Origin of the sequence: Pseudomonas sp. TKO26, from assembly GCF_003225665.1 — a bacterium.
In the GTDB taxonomy this organism is placed as follows: domain Bacteria; phylum Pseudomonadota; class Gammaproteobacteria; order Pseudomonadales; family Pseudomonadaceae; genus Aquipseudomonas; species Aquipseudomonas saponiphila.
Genome location: NZ_QKLN01000008.1, coordinates 70,388 through 88,393, shown reverse-complemented (window position 1 = coordinate 88,393; position 18,006 = coordinate 70,388). Strand labels below are relative to the sequence as shown.

Below are 18,006 nucleotides of genomic sequence, written 5' to 3'. Positions count from 1 at the left end.
CCTGGCCCCCGTAGGAGCGAGCTTGCTCGCGAAGGGCGCACGGCGGTGTTTGGGGCGGACGCTTTCGCGGGCAAGCCCGCTCCTGCAAGGTTCATGGCCGGTCCAGGGGTTTGTGCAGATCCAGCAGGGTGATCGGCAGGGCCTGGCGCCAGGTATCGAATTCCCCCAGGGGCTGGGCCTGGGCGATATGGATGCGGGTCAGCTCGCCGCCATGGGCTTGGCGCCAGTTCATCAGGGTCATTTCACTTTGCAGGGTCACGGCGTTGGCCACCAGGCGTCCGCCGGGCTTGAGCCGTTCCCAGCAGGTGTGCAGCACGCCCTCGCGGGTTACCCCGCCGCCGATGAACACCGCATCGGGGCGCTCCAGCCCGGCCAGGGCCTGGGGCGCGCTGCCGCGAATCAGTTGCAGCCCGGGCACGCCGAGCACGTCACGGTTGTATTCGATCAACTGCTGGCGGCCGTCGTCGGCTTCGATGGCCAGGGCCCGGCAGCTGGGGTGCGCGCGCATCCATTCGATGCCGATGGAGCCGCTGCCGGCGCCCACATCCCAGAGCAGTTGGCCGGGCACCGGGGCCAGGCGGGCCAGGGTGATGGCGCGCACGTCACGCTTGGTCAACTGGCCGTCGTGGCGGAAGGCCGAGTCCGGCAGGCCGGCCAATCGGGACAGTTGCGGCGTATCGGCTGCCGCCCGGCATTCGATGGCCAGCAGATTGAGGTCAGCCAGCGCCGGATCGCTCCAGTCATCGGCGCTGCTGTCCAGGCGCCGTTCCAGAGGGCCACCCAGGTGCTCCAGCACCGTCAGGCGGCTCGGGCCGAAACCGCGTTCACGCAGCAGGCCGGCAATCGCCGCCGGGCTGTGGCGGTCATTGCTCAGCACCAGCAGGCGCACGCCGCTGGACAGCTGGGCATTGAGCGCGGCAATCGGCCGGGCCACCACCGACAGCGTGACCACGTCCTGCAGCGCCCAGCCCAGGCGAGCAGCGGCCAGGGAATAGGAAGAGGGGAAAGACACTACCTGCAACTCGTCGGCCGGCAGTTGCCGGGCTAGGCTGGCACCGACGCCGAACAGCATCGGATCGCCGCTGGCCAGCACGCAGACTGGCGTCCCGCGCTGGCTCAGCACCGGCTCCAGCGAGAACGGACTGGGCCACAACTGGCGTTCGCCGCGGATGCAGGCCGGCAGCAGATCCAGCTGACGCTGGGCGCCGATGATCCGCGAAGCGCCCAGCAGGGCGTGGCGGGCATTCCTGCCCAGCCCCTTGAAGCCGTCTTCACCGATTCCCACTACTGTCAGCCAGGGCGACATCTATCTTCCTCAAACCTAAGGTTCCGACCGGCAGGCATTTTCATGCCTTCGGACAAAGCAGGCATAATACCGCGCCTTCGTTGACGAAGCGCTTTTCCCACACTGCCGGTTGCCCCTTTGAACGAACGCCCTATGTCCACCGCCATCCGCCCCTCGGCCTGCCCGGGATTGCTGCGCATCGTCCCGGCGCTGGACGGCGGCATCTGCCGGATCAAGCTGGCGGGCGGAGTCATCAGTGCCGCCCAGGCCAGGGCGGTGGCCGAGGCGGCGCAGGCCTATGCCGGCGGTGTGATCGAGGCCACCAACCGCGCCAACCTGCAGATTCGCGGGATCGGTGTCGAGCATCAGGCCCTGATCGATGCACTCCTGGCGGCGGGCCTGGGGCCGACCACCGCCGCCGGCGACGATGTGCGCAACCTGATGCTCAGCCCCAGCGCCGGCATCGACCGGCAAATGCTGATGGACACCCGTGCCCTGGCCGGGCAGATCCTGGCGACCTTGCAGAGTCACCCGCGCTTTCATGAACTGTCGGCCAAGTTCGCCGTGCAGCTCGATGGCGGCGAAGCCCTGGCCATGCTCGAACATCACCACGATCTGTGGCTGGCGGCGGTTATGCATGAAGGGCAGTTGCTGCTGGCCTTCGGCCTGGCCGGCAGCCCTGTGGATAAGCCCCTGGCGGCGGTGCCCGAGGCACAGGGGCATGAGCTGCTGGTGGCCGTGTTGGAGCTGTTTCTCGAGCTGGCCACGCCCGAGCAGACGCGGATGCGGCACTTGCTGGAGCGAGTGCCGGTGGCGGATTTCCTGGCCCGACTGAACCTGCGCCTGAGCCGCCCCTTGCTGAGCATTGACCACTGGCAGCGCCCGGCCGCGGTGGCCGGCTTGCACCTGGGAACTTATCCACAGCGTGAACGCGACCGGGTCTATGTCGGTGCGGTCGCGCCCCTGGGGCGCCTGGACCCCGCCATGCTGCGCGGCGCCGCCCAACTGGCCGAGCAATACGGCGACGCCAGCCTGCGTTTCACGCCCTGGCAGAGCCTGTTGCTGCCGGGCGTTGCCCCGGCGGAGGCCGCCACAGTCACCGCCCTCCTGGAGCAATTGGGCCTGTTGTGCCGTGCTCGACAATCCCTGGCCCACCTGATTGCCTGCACCGGCTCCAGTGGCTGTGGCAAGGCCCTGGCCGATACCAAGGGCGACGCGCTTGAGCTGGCGCAGCTGTTGCAGCGTCACGGCCGGCAGGCGGCCGTGCACCTGTCGGGCTGCCCGCGTTCCTGCGCTGCCGCCCACGTGGCGCCGGCCACGCTGCTGGCGCAGGCCCCAGGGCGCTACGACTTGTATTTACGCGACGCTGCGCAGCCGGGTTTCGGCACGCTGCACGCACGCAACCTTTCTATTGCAGCGGCAGAGGCCCTGCTTGATGCCCGCCTACGGAGCTCCCTAGATGATTGATTACATCCGCGACGGTCAGGAGATCTATCGCAACTCCTTCGCGATCATTCGCGAAGAAGCCAAGCTGGATCGCATTCCGGCCGACCTGGAAAAACTCGCGGTTCGGGTGATCCACGCCTGCGGCATGGTGGAGGCCATCGACGGCCTGCAGTTCTCGGCGGGCGCAGGCAAGGCCGGGCGTGAGGCCCTGGCCGCCGGGGCGCCGATTCTCTGCGATGCGCGGATGGTGTCCGAAGGCATCACCCGGGCGCGCCTGCCGGCCAACAACCCGGTGATCTGCACCCTGCGCGACGAGCGCGTGCCGGAGCTGGCCCGGGAGCTGGGCAACACCCGCTCGGCAGCGGCCCTGGAACTGTGGCGCCCGCACCTGGAGGGCAGCGTGGTGGTGATCGGCAATGCCCCTACCGCGCTCTTCTACCTGTTGGAAATGCTCGACGCCGGCGCGCCGAAACCGGCGCTGATCCTTGGCTTCCCGGTGGGCTTCGTCGGCGCCGCCGAATCCAAGGCCATGCTCGCCGCCGACAGCCGTGGCGTGCCCTTCGTGATCATGCAGGGTCGCCTGGGCGGTAGCGCCATGGCCGCCGCCGCCGTCAATGCCCTGGCCACGGAGATCGAATGATGCAGCAACCTGGACGTTTGATCGGCCTTGGCGTGGGCCCCGGTGATCCGGAACTGATTACCGTGAAGGCCCTGCGCCTGCTGCGCGAGTCGCCGGTGGTGGCCTACTTCGTGGCCAAGGGCAAGAAAGGCAACGCCTTCGGCATCATCGAAGCGCACCTGCAACAGGCCCAGACCCTGTTGCCCCTGGTGTACCCGGTGACTACCGAAGTGCTGCCGGCGCCGCTGTCCTACGAGCAAGTGATCAGCGACTTCTACGACGGCGCCAGCCAGGAGCTGGCGCTGCACCTGGATGCCGGTCGGGATGTGGCGGTGATCTGCGAAGGCGACCCGTTCTTCTACGGCTCCTACATGTACCTGCACGATCGCCTGGCCGAGCGTTACCAGGCCGAAGTGGTGCCGGGTGTGTGTTCGATGCTGGGCGGCGCCTCGGTGCTGGGTGCGCCCCTGGTGTATCGCAACCAGAGCCTGTCGGTGCTCTCGGGCGTGCTGCCCCATGACGAACTCAAGCGCCGCCTGGCAGACGCCGATGCGGCGGTGGTGATGAAGCTGGGGCGCAACTTCCCCAAGGTGCGTCAGGTCCTGGAAGAACTGGGACTGGCGCAGCGGGCGCTGTATGTCGAGCGCGCCACCATGGCCAACCAGAAGATCGTGCCGCTGGATGAAGTGGAGCCGATGTCCTCGCCGTACTTCTCGCTGATCATCGTGCCTGGCGAAAGGTGGCAAGGCTGATGGCCCGTTCAACTCCGGCCATCGTCATCCTGGGCCAAGGCAGCCTCGACACCGCGCGGCAGATCCAGCGCCTGTACCCCGACTCGTTGATCCACGGTCTGGCGGAACGGGTCGAAGGCGCCGACCGGATCTATCACGAATTCGGCGCGACGTTGCGCCAGTTGTATCAACAGGACACGCCGATCATCGCCCTGTGCGCGGCCGGCATCGTCATCCGCACCCTGGCCCCGCTGCTGCTGGAAAAGGGCGCCGAGCCGCCGGTTCTGGCCGTTGCCGAAGACGGCAGCGCCGTGGTGCCGTTGCTGGGTGGCCTGGGTGGGGTCAACGTCATGGCCCGGGAAATCGCTGCCGGCCTCGGGGTGGCGGCGGCCATTACCACCAGCGGTGAGCTGCGCTTTGGCACCTGCCTGCTGAACCCGCCCAGCGGTTATGCCCTGGGCGACCTGGAACTGGGCAAGCGTTTTGTCTCCGATCTGCTGGGTGGCGAGAGCGTGCGCATCGAAGGCGCCGCGCCCTGGCTGGCGGCGGCCAAGCTGCCCGAGAGCGATCAGGCCCGCCTGACCATTCGCGTCGGTTCCGCCGAACGCGAACCGGCGGCCAACGAACTGCTGATCTACCCCCGCAGCGTCCTGGTTGCCTGCCGTAGGAGCCAGCCGGCTGGCGACAGCGATATCGGCCTCGCCACGCAAATCCGCGAGGCCCTGCATCAGGCGCGGATCGCCATGCAGTCCGTAGCCTGCCTGCTGGCCGCCGACAGCGACATGGCCGAGCGCAGCCTGCACCAGGCGGCTGCCGAACTGGGGGTGCCGCTGCGCTTTCTGCCGGCCACTGGCAGTGTCGCCGAACTGGCACAACAGGCGGTGCCGCAATTGCTGCCGCCGCTGAAGGTGGGTGACGACATCGCCATCGCCGTGGCCAACCAGCCCCTGGACCCCGAACAGATCGGCCGACCCCGCGGGCGCCTGGCGGTGATCGGCCTTGGCCCTGGTGCCGCCGAACTCATGGTGCCGGCGGTAAAAGCCGAACTGGCTCGGGCCAACGACATCCTGGGTTATGAAACCTACGTGCGCATGGCCGGTCCGTTCCGCGCCGATCAGGTCATGCATTGCACCGACAACCGTGAAGAGATGCAGCGTGCCCGGCACGCCTTCGAGCTGGCGGCCCAGGGCCGTTCGGTGGTGGTGGTGTCGTCTGGCGATCCCGGCGTGTTCGCCATGGCCGCGGCGGTGCTCGAAGCCCTGCACGAATCCAGCGACCCGGCCTGGCACCGGGTCGAGCTGGAGATTCTCCCCGGGGTTTCCGCGTCCCTGGCGACTGCCGCCCAGGCCGGTGCGCCGCTGGGCCATGACTTCTGCGTGCTGTCGCTGTCGGACAACCTCAAGCCCTGGGAGATCATCGAGAAGCGCCTGGACCTCGCCTCCCAGGCCGATCTGGCCCTGGCTTTCTACAACCCGATTTCCCGCTCGCGGCCCTGGCAACTGGGGCGGGCCCTGGAGATCGTGCGCCAGCACCGCACGCCGCACACCCCGGTGGTGCTGGGGCGGGATATCGGCCGTCCGGGGCAGACCTTGCGGGTCATCACCCTGGGCGAGCTGACCCCGGAGCAGGTGGACATGCGCACCATGGTGCTGGTGGGTTCTTCCACCACCTGCGTGTTCCCCCGCGCCGAGGGCGGCGAGTGGGTGTACACCCCGCGCTGGTACGGTCAAAAACCCTTGTAGGAGCCGGCTTGCCGGCGAAGGCGCTCGCAAGATCGCCATCGCCGGCAGCGGCTTCTAGCGCACAGGGTCACTCATCCTCATCCTTGTCCGTGGCGGTCAGCAGCCAGGTGATGAATTCGAAGAAGCTGGCCCATCTGGCCGGGAGGCGGCCGGCGACGAAAGCTTCCCGGTCGCCCAGGTCGAAATCCCAGACGCCGCCGCTGATCTTGTCCAGCAAGTAGCCGCCTTGACCTTGCAGTGAGGTGAAGGCGATGAAGTTCTTGGGCAACTCCCAGACTTCATGAATGAACTCGGTGCACATCAGGATTTCATCACTGGGCCCGTCGATATTCATCAGCACTCCGTAGCTCACTCGGTCCAAGAAGTTGGCGGGGTGACAGGTCAGGTAGATCTGCGCGAACTCGCTGTCCAGGGCAATCCCCAATGTTGCCAGCGCTCGGCTGACCTCGGCGGTGTCGGGGGGCGCGCGGAAGCGGGGCTGGGCTTCGATCAGGGCGGTCAACTGCGGGGGAATCATGGGTGCTCCTTGCTGATGTGTGGCCATTTGTCCAGGGGCAGGCGGCCCTGCTGCTGGGCAAAGTGTTCCCGGGCCTGGCCCAGGGTTTTGTGGTTGGGTCCGCTCAGCACGTCCAGCGCCTGGCTGCCGTCGTCTTCCCAGTGGCACAGGTCGCAGATCTGGTATTCGCCCCGCGCCGACAGGGTTCGATAGCCGCAGCAGGGGCAGGCCTCCAGGTACTCGGTGTCCGCGCTGACGGCGTAGTCGCCGAGGCCGGCTTCGCGCAGGCAGCGCCTCAGGTACCCGTGGGTCACGCCGCGGTATTCGGCGCGCAGGGCGATCAGCAGCAGGGCATCGTAGCGCGGGTCCTGCACCTCTTCCGGGGGCTCCGGCTGCGCCCTGATCTGTTGCTGCAGGCTGGGTGACAGTGCGGCGAACTCAAGGTCGTCGCTGTCTATTCCCCACCAGTTCAGGAGGTGGGAGGAGCGGGCGGCGGGGTCGAGGCCGGGCAACCGCTGGCGGCTCAGCAGGTCGATGGCGGCGCTGGCGGTCAGTCTTTTCATCGGGCTCGGTGTGGGTGGGCGGTTCATGGCCAGGTCAGGATCAACTGATCCGGGCGCTGCAGAGGGATCCGCACGCTGACACCGCAGGTCGATTCGGCATAAAGGTGCCGGTCCTGGATCTCGACCCGGTTGAAGGGATGAGTGTCCCTCAGGACCAGCAGCCAGATCAGGGCCTCAGAATCTTTCTCCTGCAATGCCAGGAAACCATCCCCGCCGTGGGCGGCACACTCGCCGGCCCGGGCCTGCAAAGCTCCGTCGCCGGCGGCGCACAACGCCAGGGTCGCGAGGCCCTCGCCGTCCTGCTGAACGCTGTAGTCCGAGGCCGGCATCCATACCTTGTTGATCAGTCGGGGATGTTCGTGGGGCAGCTCGAACAGGCAGTAGAAGCCCGAGCCCAGGGCGAGGGAGTTGTCCCTGGGGTAGCGTTCGTCCTGCCATCTTTGCTGGATGAGCTGGCGATCTTCATGGCTGGGCATGTGACATTCCTTGTCCGCTGGGTCGAGCTGCTGCTAGGGCACCAGATAGCCTTTGACCCCGGTGAAGATGATCTGCGCCGCCAGGGCGCAGACGAACAGCCCCATCAGCCGGCTGACGATCTGCAGGCCCTGGTCGCCAAGGATGCGCTCGATGCGGTTGGACAGGTACAGCACCACGCCCACGGTGAGGCTGGCCAGGGCGATGCTGAGGATGGCGGTGAGCTTGTCGTCCCAGTGCGGCTGGCTGACTCCCATCACCAGCAGGGCGCCGATGGTGCCCGGGCCCACGGTCAGGGGGATGGTCAGCGGGACTATGGTCACGTCCTGCTGCACGTTGTCGCTCTGCACCGCCGACTTGCCCTGGGCCATGCCCAGGGCGGAGATGAACAGCACGCTGCCGGCGCCGATGCGGAAGGCGTCCACGGTAATGCCGAACACGCTGAAGATCACTCGGCCGAACAGGTACAGCAAGACGCTGGAAACCAGGGTGGCGAGGGCGACTTTCCAGGCCAGGCGCCGGCGCTCCTTGGAGGAGTAGCCGCGGGTCAGGCTGATGAAGCACGAGAGGACGAAGAATGGGCTATAGAGCACCAGCATCTTCAGGTAAACGCTGAACAGCACGTGGAGCATGGTGGAAGCTCACGACTAGGGAGGGCGAGCGAGAGTTTAACAGGCGCCGCCCGGGCTGTCGGCTCAACTGGTGTGGGCGGCGCTGCGTTCGCGCAGATCGCGCTGGGTGACCCAGTGCTCCACCAGCTCGCGCAGTTGCGAGAGTTCCACCGGCTTGGCCATGTGCCCGTCCATGCCGGCCTGGCGCGCGCGCTCCTTGTGCTCGGCGAGGATGTGCGCGGTCAGCGCCACCACCGGGGTGCGCACCCGCTGGTTGCCCACTTCCCAGGCACGCAGTTGCTGGGTGGCGGAGAAACCATCGAGCACTGGCATCTCGCAGTCCATCAGCACCAGGTCGTAGCGCTTGGCCTTCATCGCCTGCAGCGCTTCCTCGCCGTTGCTGGCGGTGTCGGGCTGCAGGTTGAGCTTGCCCAGCATGCCGCGGATGACCTTGGTGGAGATGCTGTTGTCCTCGGCCACCAGGATGCTGAAGTCGCTGGGAACCGTGACCGGCTCAGGCCCCGGGGCCGGGGTCAGGGGCATGTTGTAGGGCGCGGCAGGGGCCTTGTCGCGCTGATTGAGCTCGTCGGCCAGGGTAGTCTTGAGGGTGTAGCCGGCCACCGGCTTGGCGAGGATGCGCTTGATCCCGGCATTGCGCGCAATCACCTTGCTCGGCGCATTGCTGATGCCGGTGAGCATGATCAGCAGGATGTCGTGGTTCAGGCTCGGGTCTTCCTTGATCTTGGCCGCCAGTTGCATGCCGGTCATGCCGGGCATGTTCTGGTCCAGCAGCACCACATCGAAATAGTCCCGCAGGTGCGCCTTGGTCCGCAGCAGGGCCAGGGCTTCCTTGCCCGAAGGCACGGCGCTGACGTTCAGGCCCCAGGCGCTGCATTGCTGCACCAGGACCTTGCGGCAGGTGTCGTTGTCGTCCACCACCAGCACCCGCGCGCCCTGCAGCGGGCCATCGAGGTCGGCGGTCGGGTGCTCCAGGCGCTCGGCGTCCAGGGGCAGGGTCAGCCACAGGGTGCTGCCCTGGTTGGTGCCGCTCTTGATGCCGAATTCGCCGTGCATCAGCAGGATCAGCTGACGGGCGATGACCAGGCCCAGGTTGCCCCCCAGGCGGGTGGTGGCGAGGAAGTTCTTGCTGTGCAGCTCGGTGTGCAGCAGCGCTTCGCGCTCCTCGGCGTCCATGGGCTGGCCGCTGTCCTGCACGGCGATGCGCAGGCGCGGTTTGCTGCTGCGCTCGTCGATGGCGACGACGATCAGCACTTCGCCCTCGTCGGTCTTCTTCAGGGCATTTTCCAGCAGGCTCAGCAGCGCCTGGCGCAGGCGCGTCGGGTCACCGCTGATGACGCGCGGCACCTGGGGCTGGATAAAGCTGATCAGCTCGACGTTCTGCTGTTCGGCCTTGGCCCGGAAGATGCTCAGGCAATCCTCGATCAGGGCATTGAGGTCGAACTGCACATCGTCCAGCTCGATCTGCCCGGACTCCAGCTTGGAGATGTCGAGGATCTCGTTGATCAGGGTCAGCAGCTCGTTGCCGGCGCTGTGGATGGTTTGCACGTAGTCGCGCTGCTTGACCGACAGCGGGGTGCCCAGCAGCAGCTCGGTCATGCCCAGCACGCCGTTCATCGGGGTGCGGATCTCGTGGCTGATCTTGGCCAGGAACTCGGCCTTGGCGTTGACCTCGGCGGTGCTGGCAGCCAGGTCGCGGCTGACGCTGAAGCGGTTCTCGGTGATGTCGCGCTGGCGTTCGCCCAGGGCAATGCTCATCAACAGGCCGGCGACGCAGACCACGCTCATCAGGGTGACGATCAGCCCTTGCGGGGCCACCAGGGTCAGGCCCAGCAGGGCCGGGAGAATCACCAGGGTGCCGAGGTTGAAGATCACCATGGCGGTGACGAACAGCCGTGCCGGGCGGTAGCCCTTGTGCCAGTGATAGGCGCCGACGAACAACATGCTCAGGCCGGCCAGGGCCACCAGGCTGTAGGTGATGATGTTCAGCGGCAGGGTGTTGACGAACAGCAGCAACAGGCCGAACAGGCTGATCAGCAGGATGTTGCCCAGCAGCAACCGGTTCAGCGGGTGAGGGCCCAGCGGGGCGAAGAAACGGTAGGCGAACATCATCCCGCAGGGCGCAGTCAGTAGCAGCGCCAGGTAGGCGCCCGGGGTCTGCAAGGCTTGCCAGTCCGGCAGCCACGGGCCGAACAGGTTCAGCAGCATCAGCAGGCTGAGGGTCAACAGTCCCTCACAGGCCGCCAGCCACAGGCTGCTGCGTGAGCGGGTGTAGGCGAAGCGGGTGAGGTTATGCAGGATCAGCATCGCCAGGCAGCCGAACAACAGGCCGTAGATCAGGGTCTGGCTCTGGTCGGCGGCGCTCATCACCGCCGATTGCAGGGTGATGTAGGGGCGCAGTTCGTGTTCGGACACCAGCCGCAGGTAGACCTCCAGCGGCTTGGCGCTTTGCGGCAGCGGCAGCATGAAGTCGCTGCTGGGCAGGGGCTTTTCCGTTTGTGGCTGGCTGGAGCCGGTGTTCACTTGCTCGATCAGCTTGTCGCCGTCGAGCACGTAGAGATTCAGGTGGGACAGGTCGGGGGCGAAGATCCGCAGGATCTGTTCGTGGGGCCCGGGTTGCAGCTTGAAGCGCAGCCACAGCGCGCCATCGGGTTCGGCTGCGGTCAGCTTGTCCAGCTCGATAGGGCTGAACTGGTTGGTGTAGCGCGGGGAGCGGATGTCACTGAGCTGCAGATCGGCCTGTTCGTCGAGCAACACCGCCCAGCCACTGCCTTGAGCGGCCAGGGCCGGATTCAAGCAGAGCAGGGTCAGCAATGTGACGGTGAAGCCTAAGGCGATCCTGAGCCAGCGCACGGCGAAATCCCTTCATTGGTTGATGCCTGATTATAACTATGCGCGGCGTAATGACCGCACGGCAAGGGCGCCAGGCCCTTGCCGGGGACAGGGACGGCTTTACTCCTGACCGCGCTCACGGGCAATGGCGCGGTAGCCGATGTCCTTGCGGTAGAAGCAGCCTTGCCAGTCGATCTTGGCCGCCAGGCGGTAGGCTTGCTGCTGGGCCGCGTCGACGCTGTCGCCCATGGCGGTGGCGCAGAGTACCCGGCCGCCGGAGGTCACGATCTGACCGTCCTTGAGCGCGGTGCCGGCGTGGAAGACCTTGCCTTCCAGGGCCGCCGCCGCGTCCAGGCCGGTGATGGCCGCGCCCTTGGCGTAGTCACCAGGATAGCCGCCGGCTGCCAGGACGATGCCCAGGCTCGGGCGTGGATCCCACTGCGCTTCGACCTTGTCCAGGGCCTGGGCCAGGGCGGCTTCGACCAGCAGCACCAGGCTCGACTGCAGGCGCAGCATCACCGGCTGGGTTTCCGGATCGCCGAAGCGGCAGTTGAACTCGATGACTTTCGGGTTGCCGGCCTTGTCGATCATCAAGCCGGCATAGAGGAAGCCGGTGTAGACATTGCCTTCCTCGGCCATGCCGCGCACGGTGGGCCAGATCACCTGATCCATCACCCGCTGGTGCACTTCGGCGGTGACCACCGGTGCTGGCGAGTAGGCGCCCATGCCACCGGTATTGGGGCCAGTGTCGCCGTCGCCGACGCGCTTGTGGTCCTGGCTGGTGGCCATCGGCAGCACGTTCTTGCCGTCGACCATGACGATGAAGCTGGCTTCCTCGCCGTCGAGGAATTCCTCGATGACCACGCGGGAACCGGCTTCGCCGAAGGCATTGCCGGCGAGCATGTCGCGCACGGCCTCTTCGGCTTCGGCCAGGGTCATGGCGACGATCACGCCCTTGCCGGCGGCCAGGCCGTCGGCCTTGATCACGATCGGCGCACCCTTTTCCTGCAAGTAGGCCAGGGCCGGCTCGATTTCGGTGAAGTTCTGGTAGTCGGCGGTCGGGATCTTGTGACGCGCGAGGAAATCCTTGGTGAAGGCTTTCGAGCCTTCCAGCTGCGCGGCGCCGGCGGTCGGACCGAAGCAGTCCAGGCCACGGGAGCGGAACAGATCCACCACGCCGGCCACCAGCGGCACTTCCGGACCGACGATGGTCAGGGACACATTGTTCTCGGCGAAATCGGCCAGCTGTTCCAGGGCCAGGACGTCGATGGCGACGTTCTCGCACTTGGCTTCGATGGCGGTGCCGGCGTTGCCGGGGGCGACGAATACTTTTTCGACCCGTGGGTCCTGAGCGACTTTCCAGGCCAGGGCGTGTTCGCGACCGCCGCTACCAATGATCAAAACGTTCAAGTCAGACTCCTTCGGAGGAAGCTACAAGCCGCAAGCTGCAAGTGAAGAGCAATCTGGGTCGCTCTGAAGTGCGGCGTGCGGCTTTGAATGAGAAAGGCTGCAAGTGCAAGCAAGGGCGATTGCGATCGGCTCTGGCTTGTCGCTTGCAGCTTGATGCTTGTGACTGCTGTTAGTGACGGAAGTGGCGCATGCCGGTGAAGACCATGGCAATGCCGGCTTCGTCGGCAGCGGCAATCACTTCTGCATCACGCATCGAACCGCCGGGCTGGATCACCGCGGTGATGCCGACCTTGGCGGCGTTGTCCAGGCCGTCGCGGAACGGGAAGAACGCGTCGGAGGCCATCACCGAACCCGCGACCTGCAAACCGGCGTGTTCGGCTTTGATCGCAGCGATCCGCGCCGAGTTCACACGGCTCATCTGGCCGGCGCCGACACCGATGGTCTGGCGGTTCTTGGCGTAGACGATGGCGTTGGACTTGACGTACTTGGCGACTTTCCAGGCGAAGATCAGGTCGTTGATCTCCTGCTCGGTGGGGGCGCGCTTGGTCACGACTTTCAGGTCATCGGCGCTGATCATGCCGATATCACGGCTCTGCACCAGCAGGCCGCCGTTGACGCGCTTGTAGTCCCAGGCCGGAACCCGGTCGGCCGACCACTGGCCGCAGGCCAGCAGGCGCACATTGGCCTTGGCGGCGACAATGGCGCGGGCTTCTTCGCTCACCGACGGGGCGATGATCACTTCGACGAACTGCCGCTCGACGATGGCCTTGGCGGTGTCGGCGTCCAGTTCGCGGTTGAAGGCGATGATGCCGCCGAAGGCCGACTCGGTGTCGGTGGCGTAGGCCAGCTCATAGGCCTGGCGAATGCCGCCTTCGGCGTCCGGGCTGACCGCCACGCCGCACGGGTTGGCGTGCTTGACGATGACGCAAGCTGGCTTGACGAAGCTCTTCACGCATTCCAGGGCGGCGTCGGTGTCGGCTACGTTGTTGTAGGACAGCTCCTTGCCTTGCAACTGGGTGGCGGTGGCAATGCCGACTTCGGCAGGCTTGGCTTCCACGTAGAACGCCGCGCTCTGGTGCGGGTTCTCGCCATAGCGCATTTCCTGGGCCTTGATGAACTGGCTGTTGAAGGTCCGCGGGAATTCGCTGCGGCCTTCTGTGCTCAGGGTTTGCGCGGCCTGGTTCACGGTGCCCATGTAGTTGGCGATCATGCCGTCGTAGGCGGCAGTGTGTTCGAAGGCCTTGAGCATCAGGTCGAAGCGCTGGGCGTAGGTCAGGCCACCGGCCTTGAGGCTTTCCAGGACGCCGGCGTAGTCGCTGGCATTGACCACGATGGCCACGTCCTTATGGTTCTTGGCCGCCGAGCGGACCATGGTCGGGCCGCCGATGTCGATGTTCTCGATGGCGGTCGGCAGGTCGCAGCCCGGCTTGGAAATGGTGGCTTCGAAGGGGTAGAGGTTGACCGCCACCAGATCGATCGGCTTGATCCCGTGCTCGTTCATGATGGCGTCGTCGATGCCGCGACGACCGAGGATACCGCCGTGGATTTTCGGGTGCAGGGTTTTGACCCGGCCATCCATCATTTCCGCGAAACCGGTGTAGTCCGCCACTTCCACTGCGGACACGCCGTTGTCCTGCAGCAGCTTGAAGGTCCCGCCGGTGGAGAGGATCTCCACGCCAAGGGCTTCCAGTTCCTTGGCGAATTCGAGGATCCCGGTCTTGTCGGAAACACTGATCAAGGCGCGGCGGATCGGCAGGCGGGTAGTCTGGTCGGTCATCTCAATTTCCATCAAAAGCAAAGGAGTCAGCAAAAAAGGCGACCGTTTTTACGCGGGCGCCTTTCTGGTTTGATTGAATGCTTACAACAAATCGTACTGCTTGAGTTTCTTGCGCAGGGTGCCGCGGTTCAGGCCCAGGAGTTCGCTGGCCTTGGTCTGATTGCCCTTGACGTAGTTCATCACGCTTTCGAGCAACGGAGCCTCGACTTCGGAGAGCACCAGGTTGTACACGTCCGTGACGGCAGCGCCCTCAAGGTGGGCGAAATAATTGTGCAGCGCCTTCTCGACACTCCCGCGAAGGGTCTGGCCTTCTTCGCTGGGGGTATTGAGGTGCTGTTTCAAATTCACGTTGTCGCTCACGGGTGTTGTTCCACTCACTAAAGTCTCGGTCATCATCGTCATGCGGCCACCCCTTCTCCGTCCCCTGTTTCCAGGCTCTTGTAACGTCCGGCAAAGAACTCACGAACGTTGGCGCATTGTGCTTCCGTATCTTCCAAACGATTGAAGTGGGCGCGAAACTCCCTGGCGCCCGGCAGGGTTGCGAGATACCAGCCCACATGCTTGCGTGCGATGCGGACGCCCATGACCTCCCCATAGAAGGCATGCAGCGCGGCCAGGTGCTCTAGCAGAATACGTTCCACCTCGAACAGCTCTGGTGCCGGGAGGGTTTCACCGGTACGCAGGAAGTGCTCGATCTCACGAAAAATCCACGGCCGCCCCTGAGCGGCCCGGCCAATCAACAGCCCGTCGGCGCCGGTGGCATGCAAGACCTGCCGGGCTTTTTCGGGTGAGTCGATATCGCCGTTGGCAAAGACCGGGATCGACACCGCCTGCTTGATCGCGGCAATGGTGTCGTACTCGGCTTCACCGGTGTACAGGTCGGCCCGGGTCCGACCATGGACCGCCAGCGCCGTGATGCCTGCCTGTTCGGCGATCTTCGCCACCGTCAGGCCGTTCTTGTTCTGCCGGTCCCAGCCGGTGCGGATCTTCAGGGTGACCGGTACATCCACCGCGGCCACCACCGCCTGGAGAATCTCGTTGACCAGGGCTTCGTCTTTCAGCAACGCGGAGCCGGCGGCCTTGTTGCAGACCTTCTTCGCCGGACAACCCATGTTGATATCAATAATCTGTGCGCCCAGCTCGACGTTGGCGCGGGCGGCGTCTGCCAGCATCTGTGCATCGCCACCGGCAATCTGTACCGAGCGTGGCTCGGGATCGCCTTCGTGGATCATGCGCAACCGCGATTTGCGGCTGTTCCACAAGCTCATGTCGCTGGTGACCATTTCCGAGACTACAAGGCCCGCGCCCAACTGCTTGCAAAGCTGACGAAAGGGCTGGTCGGTGACCCCCGCCATCGGGGCGAGAATCAAGCCGTTGTGCAATGTATATGGGCCGATGCGTACCGCCGACATAGGACTTCCCTGTTGTGGGGCCGGATCATGGGAGTTCGAAAAAGGGTTGGCATGATACCCGCTCTCGATGACCGGATAAAGGCTGAATTGGATAAAATCTGAACAGTTATTCCGTTATCGCTCCGGGATCAATCTGAGCGATGCAGTCATAAATCTGTCTTCAATTCAGAGTTGTTCGCCAGCTCGTTCAGCCGATTCACTCGGGCGAGTGGAAACTGAGACTGTAGTTCACGGCTTTCGGTCCGGGGTCAAGAATGTCCAGGGCGATGTGAATCGGCGTCTGCGGCGGCATTTCCGCCACATCCTGCATCTCACCGCCCAGGTATTCCCCGGGTTTGAAGCTGCGACTGGCGATCAGGTGGCCGTTGAGGTCGGCGAAGCGCAGTTCCAGCAGCGGGAAGGGTTGGGAGAACGGCGCACGGTTGTAGATGATGGCGTCCACCACCAGCGCCCCACTGAACTCCGGATGGCTGCGCACCACCAGATTGCTGCTCTTGATCCGGGCGATGTCCACCCGGGATGGCACCGTGCAGCCGAACTCCGGGCACAGTTGCTGGAACCAGGGGCGGTACTGGTCCTGGCGCGCCAGTTCGTCGAAATGGTAGGCGATGTACTGGCCCGCCAGGCCGCCAGCGGCCAGCAGGATCAACAGCAGCCAGAGCAGGCGCCGGCCCCAGGGCGAGCGGCGTTTCTGCCAGTCGAGGTGGATGGGGTCATCCACCAGGTCCAAGAGGACGTCTTCCGCCACGGCGGGTTCGCTGCGTTCGCGGCGTTTCTTGCCATGGGGCGCGTCCGCTTCGTCGTCCTGCTCGGCGCCGTCTGCCGAGATCCGGGCGTCGAACGGCTCCAGGTCGTCATCCAGGCGCAGCTTGGGGGCTTTCGGTTCGTCTTCCAGGTCCGCCAGGTTGAAGGACAGCGACGGTTCGGTACGGCTCTGCCGGGGCGGCTCGGGGGCGGGCTCGTCCGGCTGTGCCTGGACCTTGAGGGCGACAGGTTGCGGCTCGTCGTGTTCAGCGGCGCTGCCAAACAGGCCGTCGGGCCAGTGGGCATCATCGGCGTCCTGCGGGTCGCGGCGGGCGCTGAGGCTGCCTTCCTTGTGTTCCCGCTCCTGGCCAAAGGCCTTGGCCGGCTGGATCTCGCGCTGTTCGAGCTTGGCCAGCTCCTCGTCGAGGTCCAGGTGATCCAGGTCCATTTCGGCAGCCGACCATTGTTTCTGGCTGATGGCGCGTTGCATGGGGGGCGCCGCTGGCGTGGGGCTGGCGGCGGGCTCGGCTGGTGGCTCGACGGGAGGCGCTGCTGCAGGCGCGGGCGCCGCTTTCGCCACCGGCCTGGACGCTGCGCTTTCCTTCGCGGCGCGCTGCTCCAGCAATTGCCGCGCGGCGTTGAACACCTGCAGGCAGGAGCCACAGCGCACCACCCCGCGGGCCACGCTCAGTTGAGCGTGGCTGACGCGGAACCTGGTTTGGCAATGTGGGCATTGGGTGACGAAACTGTCGGTCATGCGGCCATCCGGATTATGCAGGCGGCCATTCTAGCGCCGACGGCCGGTGATGCGCACCCAGCCATCGAGGGTGGCGATCGGATCCAGATCGAAGTCCTGGGCATAGGCCGCGGCCACTTCTTCACCTTGCTCGGCAAGGATGCCGGAGAGCGCCAGGCGCCCGCCGGACTTGACCAGGCCCGACAGTTGCGGAGCCAGGGCCACCAGCGGGCCGGCCAGGATGTTGGCCACCAGCACGTCGGCCTGGACCTGCGGCAATTGCTCGGGCAGGTACAGCGGGAACAGCTCGTCGGCGATGCCGTTGCGTCCGGCGTTGTCCCGGGAGGCTTCCAGGGCCTGTATGTCGATGTCGGTGCCGACCGCGTGGCGGGCGCCCAGCAACAGCGCGGCGATGGCCAGGATTCCCGAGCCGCAGCCGAAGTCCAGTACGTTGCAGTCCTTGAGGTCCTGGCTATCCAGCCATTGCAGGCACAGGGCGGTGGTCGGGTGGGTACCGGTGCCGAACGCCAGGCCCGGGTCCAGCAGCAGGTTGACCGCATCCGGCTCCGGCGCGGCGTGCCAGCTGGGGACGATCCACAGGCGCTGGCCGAAGCGCATCGGCTGGAAGTTGTCCATCCAGCTGCGTTCCCAGTCCTGGTCTTCGATGACTTCGCTGTGGTGCTCGGGCAGTGGAGCGCCGGTCAGCAGTTCCAGGTGGGCGAGCACGCTGGCGGCCTCGGTGCCGCCTTCGAACAGGGCCAGCAGGTGGGTGTGGGACCACAATGGGGTGGTGTTCAGTTCGGGTTCGAAGATCGGCTGATCCTCGGCGTCCATGAAGGTGACCGAAACGGCACCGACTTCAAGAAAAGCGTCTTCATAGGTTTCGGCTTGTTCTGGGCTGATGGCGAGACGGACTTGCAGCCAAGGCATGGCGGGCACCTTTGAAAATATGTGATGTGCAGCCTAGCGGGCCGCGAGAAGCGCGCAAGTTTACGCGAGACGCCCCGTGGGAGCGAGGGGGGATGCCGAGTGCTGGGTTGCGGTGGCGGTTGATTGGGGGATGCGCGCAATGGCCGCTGGGTGGTTCGCGAGCAAGCTCGCTCCTACGGG

The 18,006-nt window shown here is 65.7% G+C and carries 16 protein-coding genes; 4 read left to right on the top strand and 12 right to left on the bottom strand.

Features of this window, described 5'->3' with window-relative positions; translation table 11 throughout:
- Positions 1-91: 91 nt before the first annotated feature.
- Entirely contained in the window at positions 92-1,306 is a 1,215-nt protein-coding gene (gene cbiE, locus DNK59_RS14075; protein WP_110723569.1) for a precorrin-6y C5,15-methyltransferase (decarboxylating) subunit CbiE, read from the bottom strand.
- A 132-nt stretch (positions 1,307-1,438) separates the two neighbouring features.
- Between cbiE and cobG the strand changes: the two genes are divergently transcribed.
- The 4 genes from cobG to cobJ are packed head-to-tail and all read left to right on the top strand — an operon-like array spanning position 1,439 to position 5,823.
- Positions 1,439-2,752 (top strand): precorrin-3B synthase, encoded by a 1,314-nt coding sequence (gene cobG / locus DNK59_RS14070; RefSeq protein WP_110723568.1) that lies wholly within the window; start codon positions 1,439-1,441, stop codon positions 2,750-2,752.
- Positions 2,745-3,371 (top strand): precorrin-8X methylmutase, encoded by a 627-nt coding sequence (locus DNK59_RS14065; RefSeq protein ID WP_110723567.1) that lies wholly within the window; start codon positions 2,745-2,747, stop codon positions 3,369-3,371. Before cobG ends, DNK59_RS14065 begins: the two co-directional genes overlap by 8 nt.
- A complete protein-coding gene (locus DNK59_RS14060) occupies positions 3,371-4,102 on the top strand; it encodes a precorrin-2 C(20)-methyltransferase (RefSeq protein ID WP_110723667.1) in 732 nt (243 codons plus the stop codon). Before DNK59_RS14065 ends, DNK59_RS14060 begins: the two co-directional genes overlap by 1 nt.
- Positions 4,102-5,823 carry a precorrin-3B C(17)-methyltransferase gene (gene cobJ, locus DNK59_RS14055; protein ID WP_110723566.1) on the top strand — a complete coding sequence of 574 codons (1,722 nt, stop codon included), beginning with the start codon at positions 4,102-4,104 and terminating at the stop codon, positions 5,821-5,823. Before DNK59_RS14060 ends, cobJ begins: the two co-directional genes overlap by 1 nt.
- A 67-nt stretch (positions 5,824-5,890) precedes the next feature.
- Here the strand turns inward: cobJ and DNK59_RS14050 are convergent, their stop codons facing one another.
- The 11 genes from DNK59_RS14050 to prmA all read right to left on the bottom strand — a co-directional run bounded on the left by DNK59_RS14050 (position 5,891) and on the right by prmA (position 17,826).
- On the bottom strand, positions 5,891-6,340 hold the full coding sequence (locus tag DNK59_RS14050; protein ID WP_110723565.1) for an SMI1/KNR4 family protein: 450 nt from the start codon (positions 6,338-6,340) through the stop codon (positions 5,891-5,893).
- Positions 6,337-6,882: a CPCC family cysteine-rich protein gene (locus DNK59_RS14045; protein ID WP_110723564.1), complete on the bottom strand. Its 546-nt coding sequence runs from the start codon at positions 6,880-6,882 to the stop codon at positions 6,337-6,339. Before DNK59_RS14045 ends, DNK59_RS14050 begins: the two co-directional genes overlap by 4 nt.
- Positions 6,883-6,905: 23 nt before the next feature.
- Positions 6,906-7,358 carry a hypothetical protein gene (locus tag DNK59_RS14040; protein WP_110723563.1) on the bottom strand — a complete coding sequence of 151 codons (453 nt, stop codon included), beginning with the start codon at positions 7,356-7,358 and terminating at the stop codon, positions 6,906-6,908.
- 33 nt (positions 7,359-7,391) lie between these two features.
- On the bottom strand, positions 7,392-7,988 hold the full coding sequence (locus DNK59_RS14035) for a MarC family protein (protein WP_092319228.1): 597 nt from the start codon (positions 7,986-7,988) through the stop codon (positions 7,392-7,394).
- A 63-nt stretch (positions 7,989-8,051) separates the two neighbouring features.
- Positions 8,052-10,838 (bottom strand): hybrid sensor histidine kinase/response regulator, encoded by a 2,787-nt coding sequence (locus DNK59_RS14030; RefSeq protein WP_110723562.1) that lies wholly within the window; start codon positions 10,836-10,838, stop codon positions 8,052-8,054.
- A 99-nt stretch (positions 10,839-10,937) separates the two neighbouring features.
- Positions 10,938-12,227, bottom strand: coding sequence for a phosphoribosylamine--glycine ligase (purD, locus tag DNK59_RS14025; RefSeq protein ID WP_110723561.1), 1,290 nt, complete (start codon positions 12,225-12,227; stop codon positions 10,938-10,940).
- Between the two features lie 169 nt (positions 12,228-12,396).
- Positions 12,397-14,004 carry a bifunctional phosphoribosylaminoimidazolecarboxamide formyltransferase/IMP cyclohydrolase gene (gene purH / locus DNK59_RS14020; RefSeq protein WP_092319234.1) on the bottom strand — a complete coding sequence of 536 codons (1,608 nt, stop codon included), beginning with the start codon at positions 14,002-14,004 and terminating at the stop codon, positions 12,397-12,399.
- Positions 14,005-14,085: 81 nt separating this feature from the next.
- Positions 14,086-14,406: a DNA-binding transcriptional regulator Fis gene (gene fis, locus DNK59_RS14015; protein WP_003186237.1), complete on the bottom strand. Its 321-nt coding sequence runs from the start codon at positions 14,404-14,406 to the stop codon at positions 14,086-14,088.
- Entirely contained in the window at positions 14,403-15,416 is a 1,014-nt protein-coding gene (gene dusB / locus DNK59_RS14010; protein WP_016968220.1) for a tRNA dihydrouridine synthase DusB, read from the bottom strand. Before dusB ends, fis begins: the two co-directional genes overlap by 4 nt.
- Positions 15,417-15,612: 196 nt before the next feature.
- A complete protein-coding gene (locus tag DNK59_RS14005; RefSeq protein WP_110723560.1) occupies positions 15,613-16,917 on the bottom strand; it encodes a DUF3426 domain-containing protein in 1,305 nt (434 codons plus the stop codon).
- A 30-nt stretch (positions 16,918-16,947) separates the two neighbouring features.
- Complete coding sequence (gene prmA / locus DNK59_RS14000) at positions 16,948-17,826, bottom strand: 50S ribosomal protein L11 methyltransferase (RefSeq protein ID WP_092319240.1); 879 nt, start codon at positions 17,824-17,826, stop codon at positions 16,948-16,950.
- Between the last annotated feature and the right edge of the window lie 180 nt (positions 17,827-18,006).

What these genes read in the sequence shown, in the direction of transcription:
- DNK59_RS14005 (WP_110723560.1), bottom strand. Translation starts at nt 16,917, where the DNA reads ATGACCGACAGTTTCGTCACCCAATGCCCACATTGCCAAACCAGGTTC.
- prmA (WP_092319240.1), bottom strand. Translation starts at nt 17,826, where the DNA reads ATGCCTTGGCTGCAAGTCCGTCTCGCCATCAGCCCAGAACAAGCCGAA.
- DNK59_RS14050 (WP_110723565.1), bottom strand. Translation starts at nt 6,340, where the DNA reads ATGATTCCCCCGCAGTTGACCGCCCTGATCGAAGCCCAGCCCCGCTTC.
- cbiE (WP_110723569.1), bottom strand. Translation starts at nt 1,306, where the DNA reads ATGTCGCCCTGGCTGACAGTAGTGGGAATCGGTGAAGACGGCTTCAAG.
- DNK59_RS14035 (WP_092319228.1), bottom strand. Translation starts at nt 7,988, where the DNA reads ATGCTCCACGTGCTGTTCAGCGTTTACCTGAAGATGCTGGTGCTCTAT.
- DNK59_RS14045 (WP_110723564.1), bottom strand. Translation starts at nt 6,882, where the DNA reads ATGAAAAGACTGACCGCCAGCGCCGCCATCGACCTGCTGAGCCGCCAG.
- DNK59_RS14060 (WP_110723667.1), top strand. Translation starts at nt 3,371, where the DNA reads ATGCAGCAACCTGGACGTTTGATCGGCCTTGGCGTGGGCCCCGGTGAT.
- DNK59_RS14040 (WP_110723563.1), bottom strand. Translation starts at nt 7,358, where the DNA reads ATGCCCAGCCATGAAGATCGCCAGCTCATCCAGCAAAGATGGCAGGAC.
- purH (WP_092319234.1), bottom strand. Translation starts at nt 14,004, where the DNA reads ATGACCGACCAGACTACCCGCCTGCCGATCCGCCGCGCCTTGATCAGT.
- fis (WP_003186237.1), bottom strand. Translation starts at nt 14,406, where the DNA reads ATGACGATGATGACCGAGACTTTAGTGAGTGGAACAACACCCGTGAGC.
- dusB (WP_016968220.1), bottom strand. Translation starts at nt 15,416, where the DNA reads ATGTCGGCGGTACGCATCGGCCCATATACATTGCACAACGGCTTGATT.
- cobG (WP_110723568.1), top strand. Translation starts at nt 1,439, where the DNA reads ATGTCCACCGCCATCCGCCCCTCGGCCTGCCCGGGATTGCTGCGCATC.
- cobJ (WP_110723566.1), top strand. Translation starts at nt 4,102, where the DNA reads ATGGCCCGTTCAACTCCGGCCATCGTCATCCTGGGCCAAGGCAGCCTC.
- DNK59_RS14065 (WP_110723567.1), top strand. Translation starts at nt 2,745, where the DNA reads ATGATTGATTACATCCGCGACGGTCAGGAGATCTATCGCAACTCCTTC.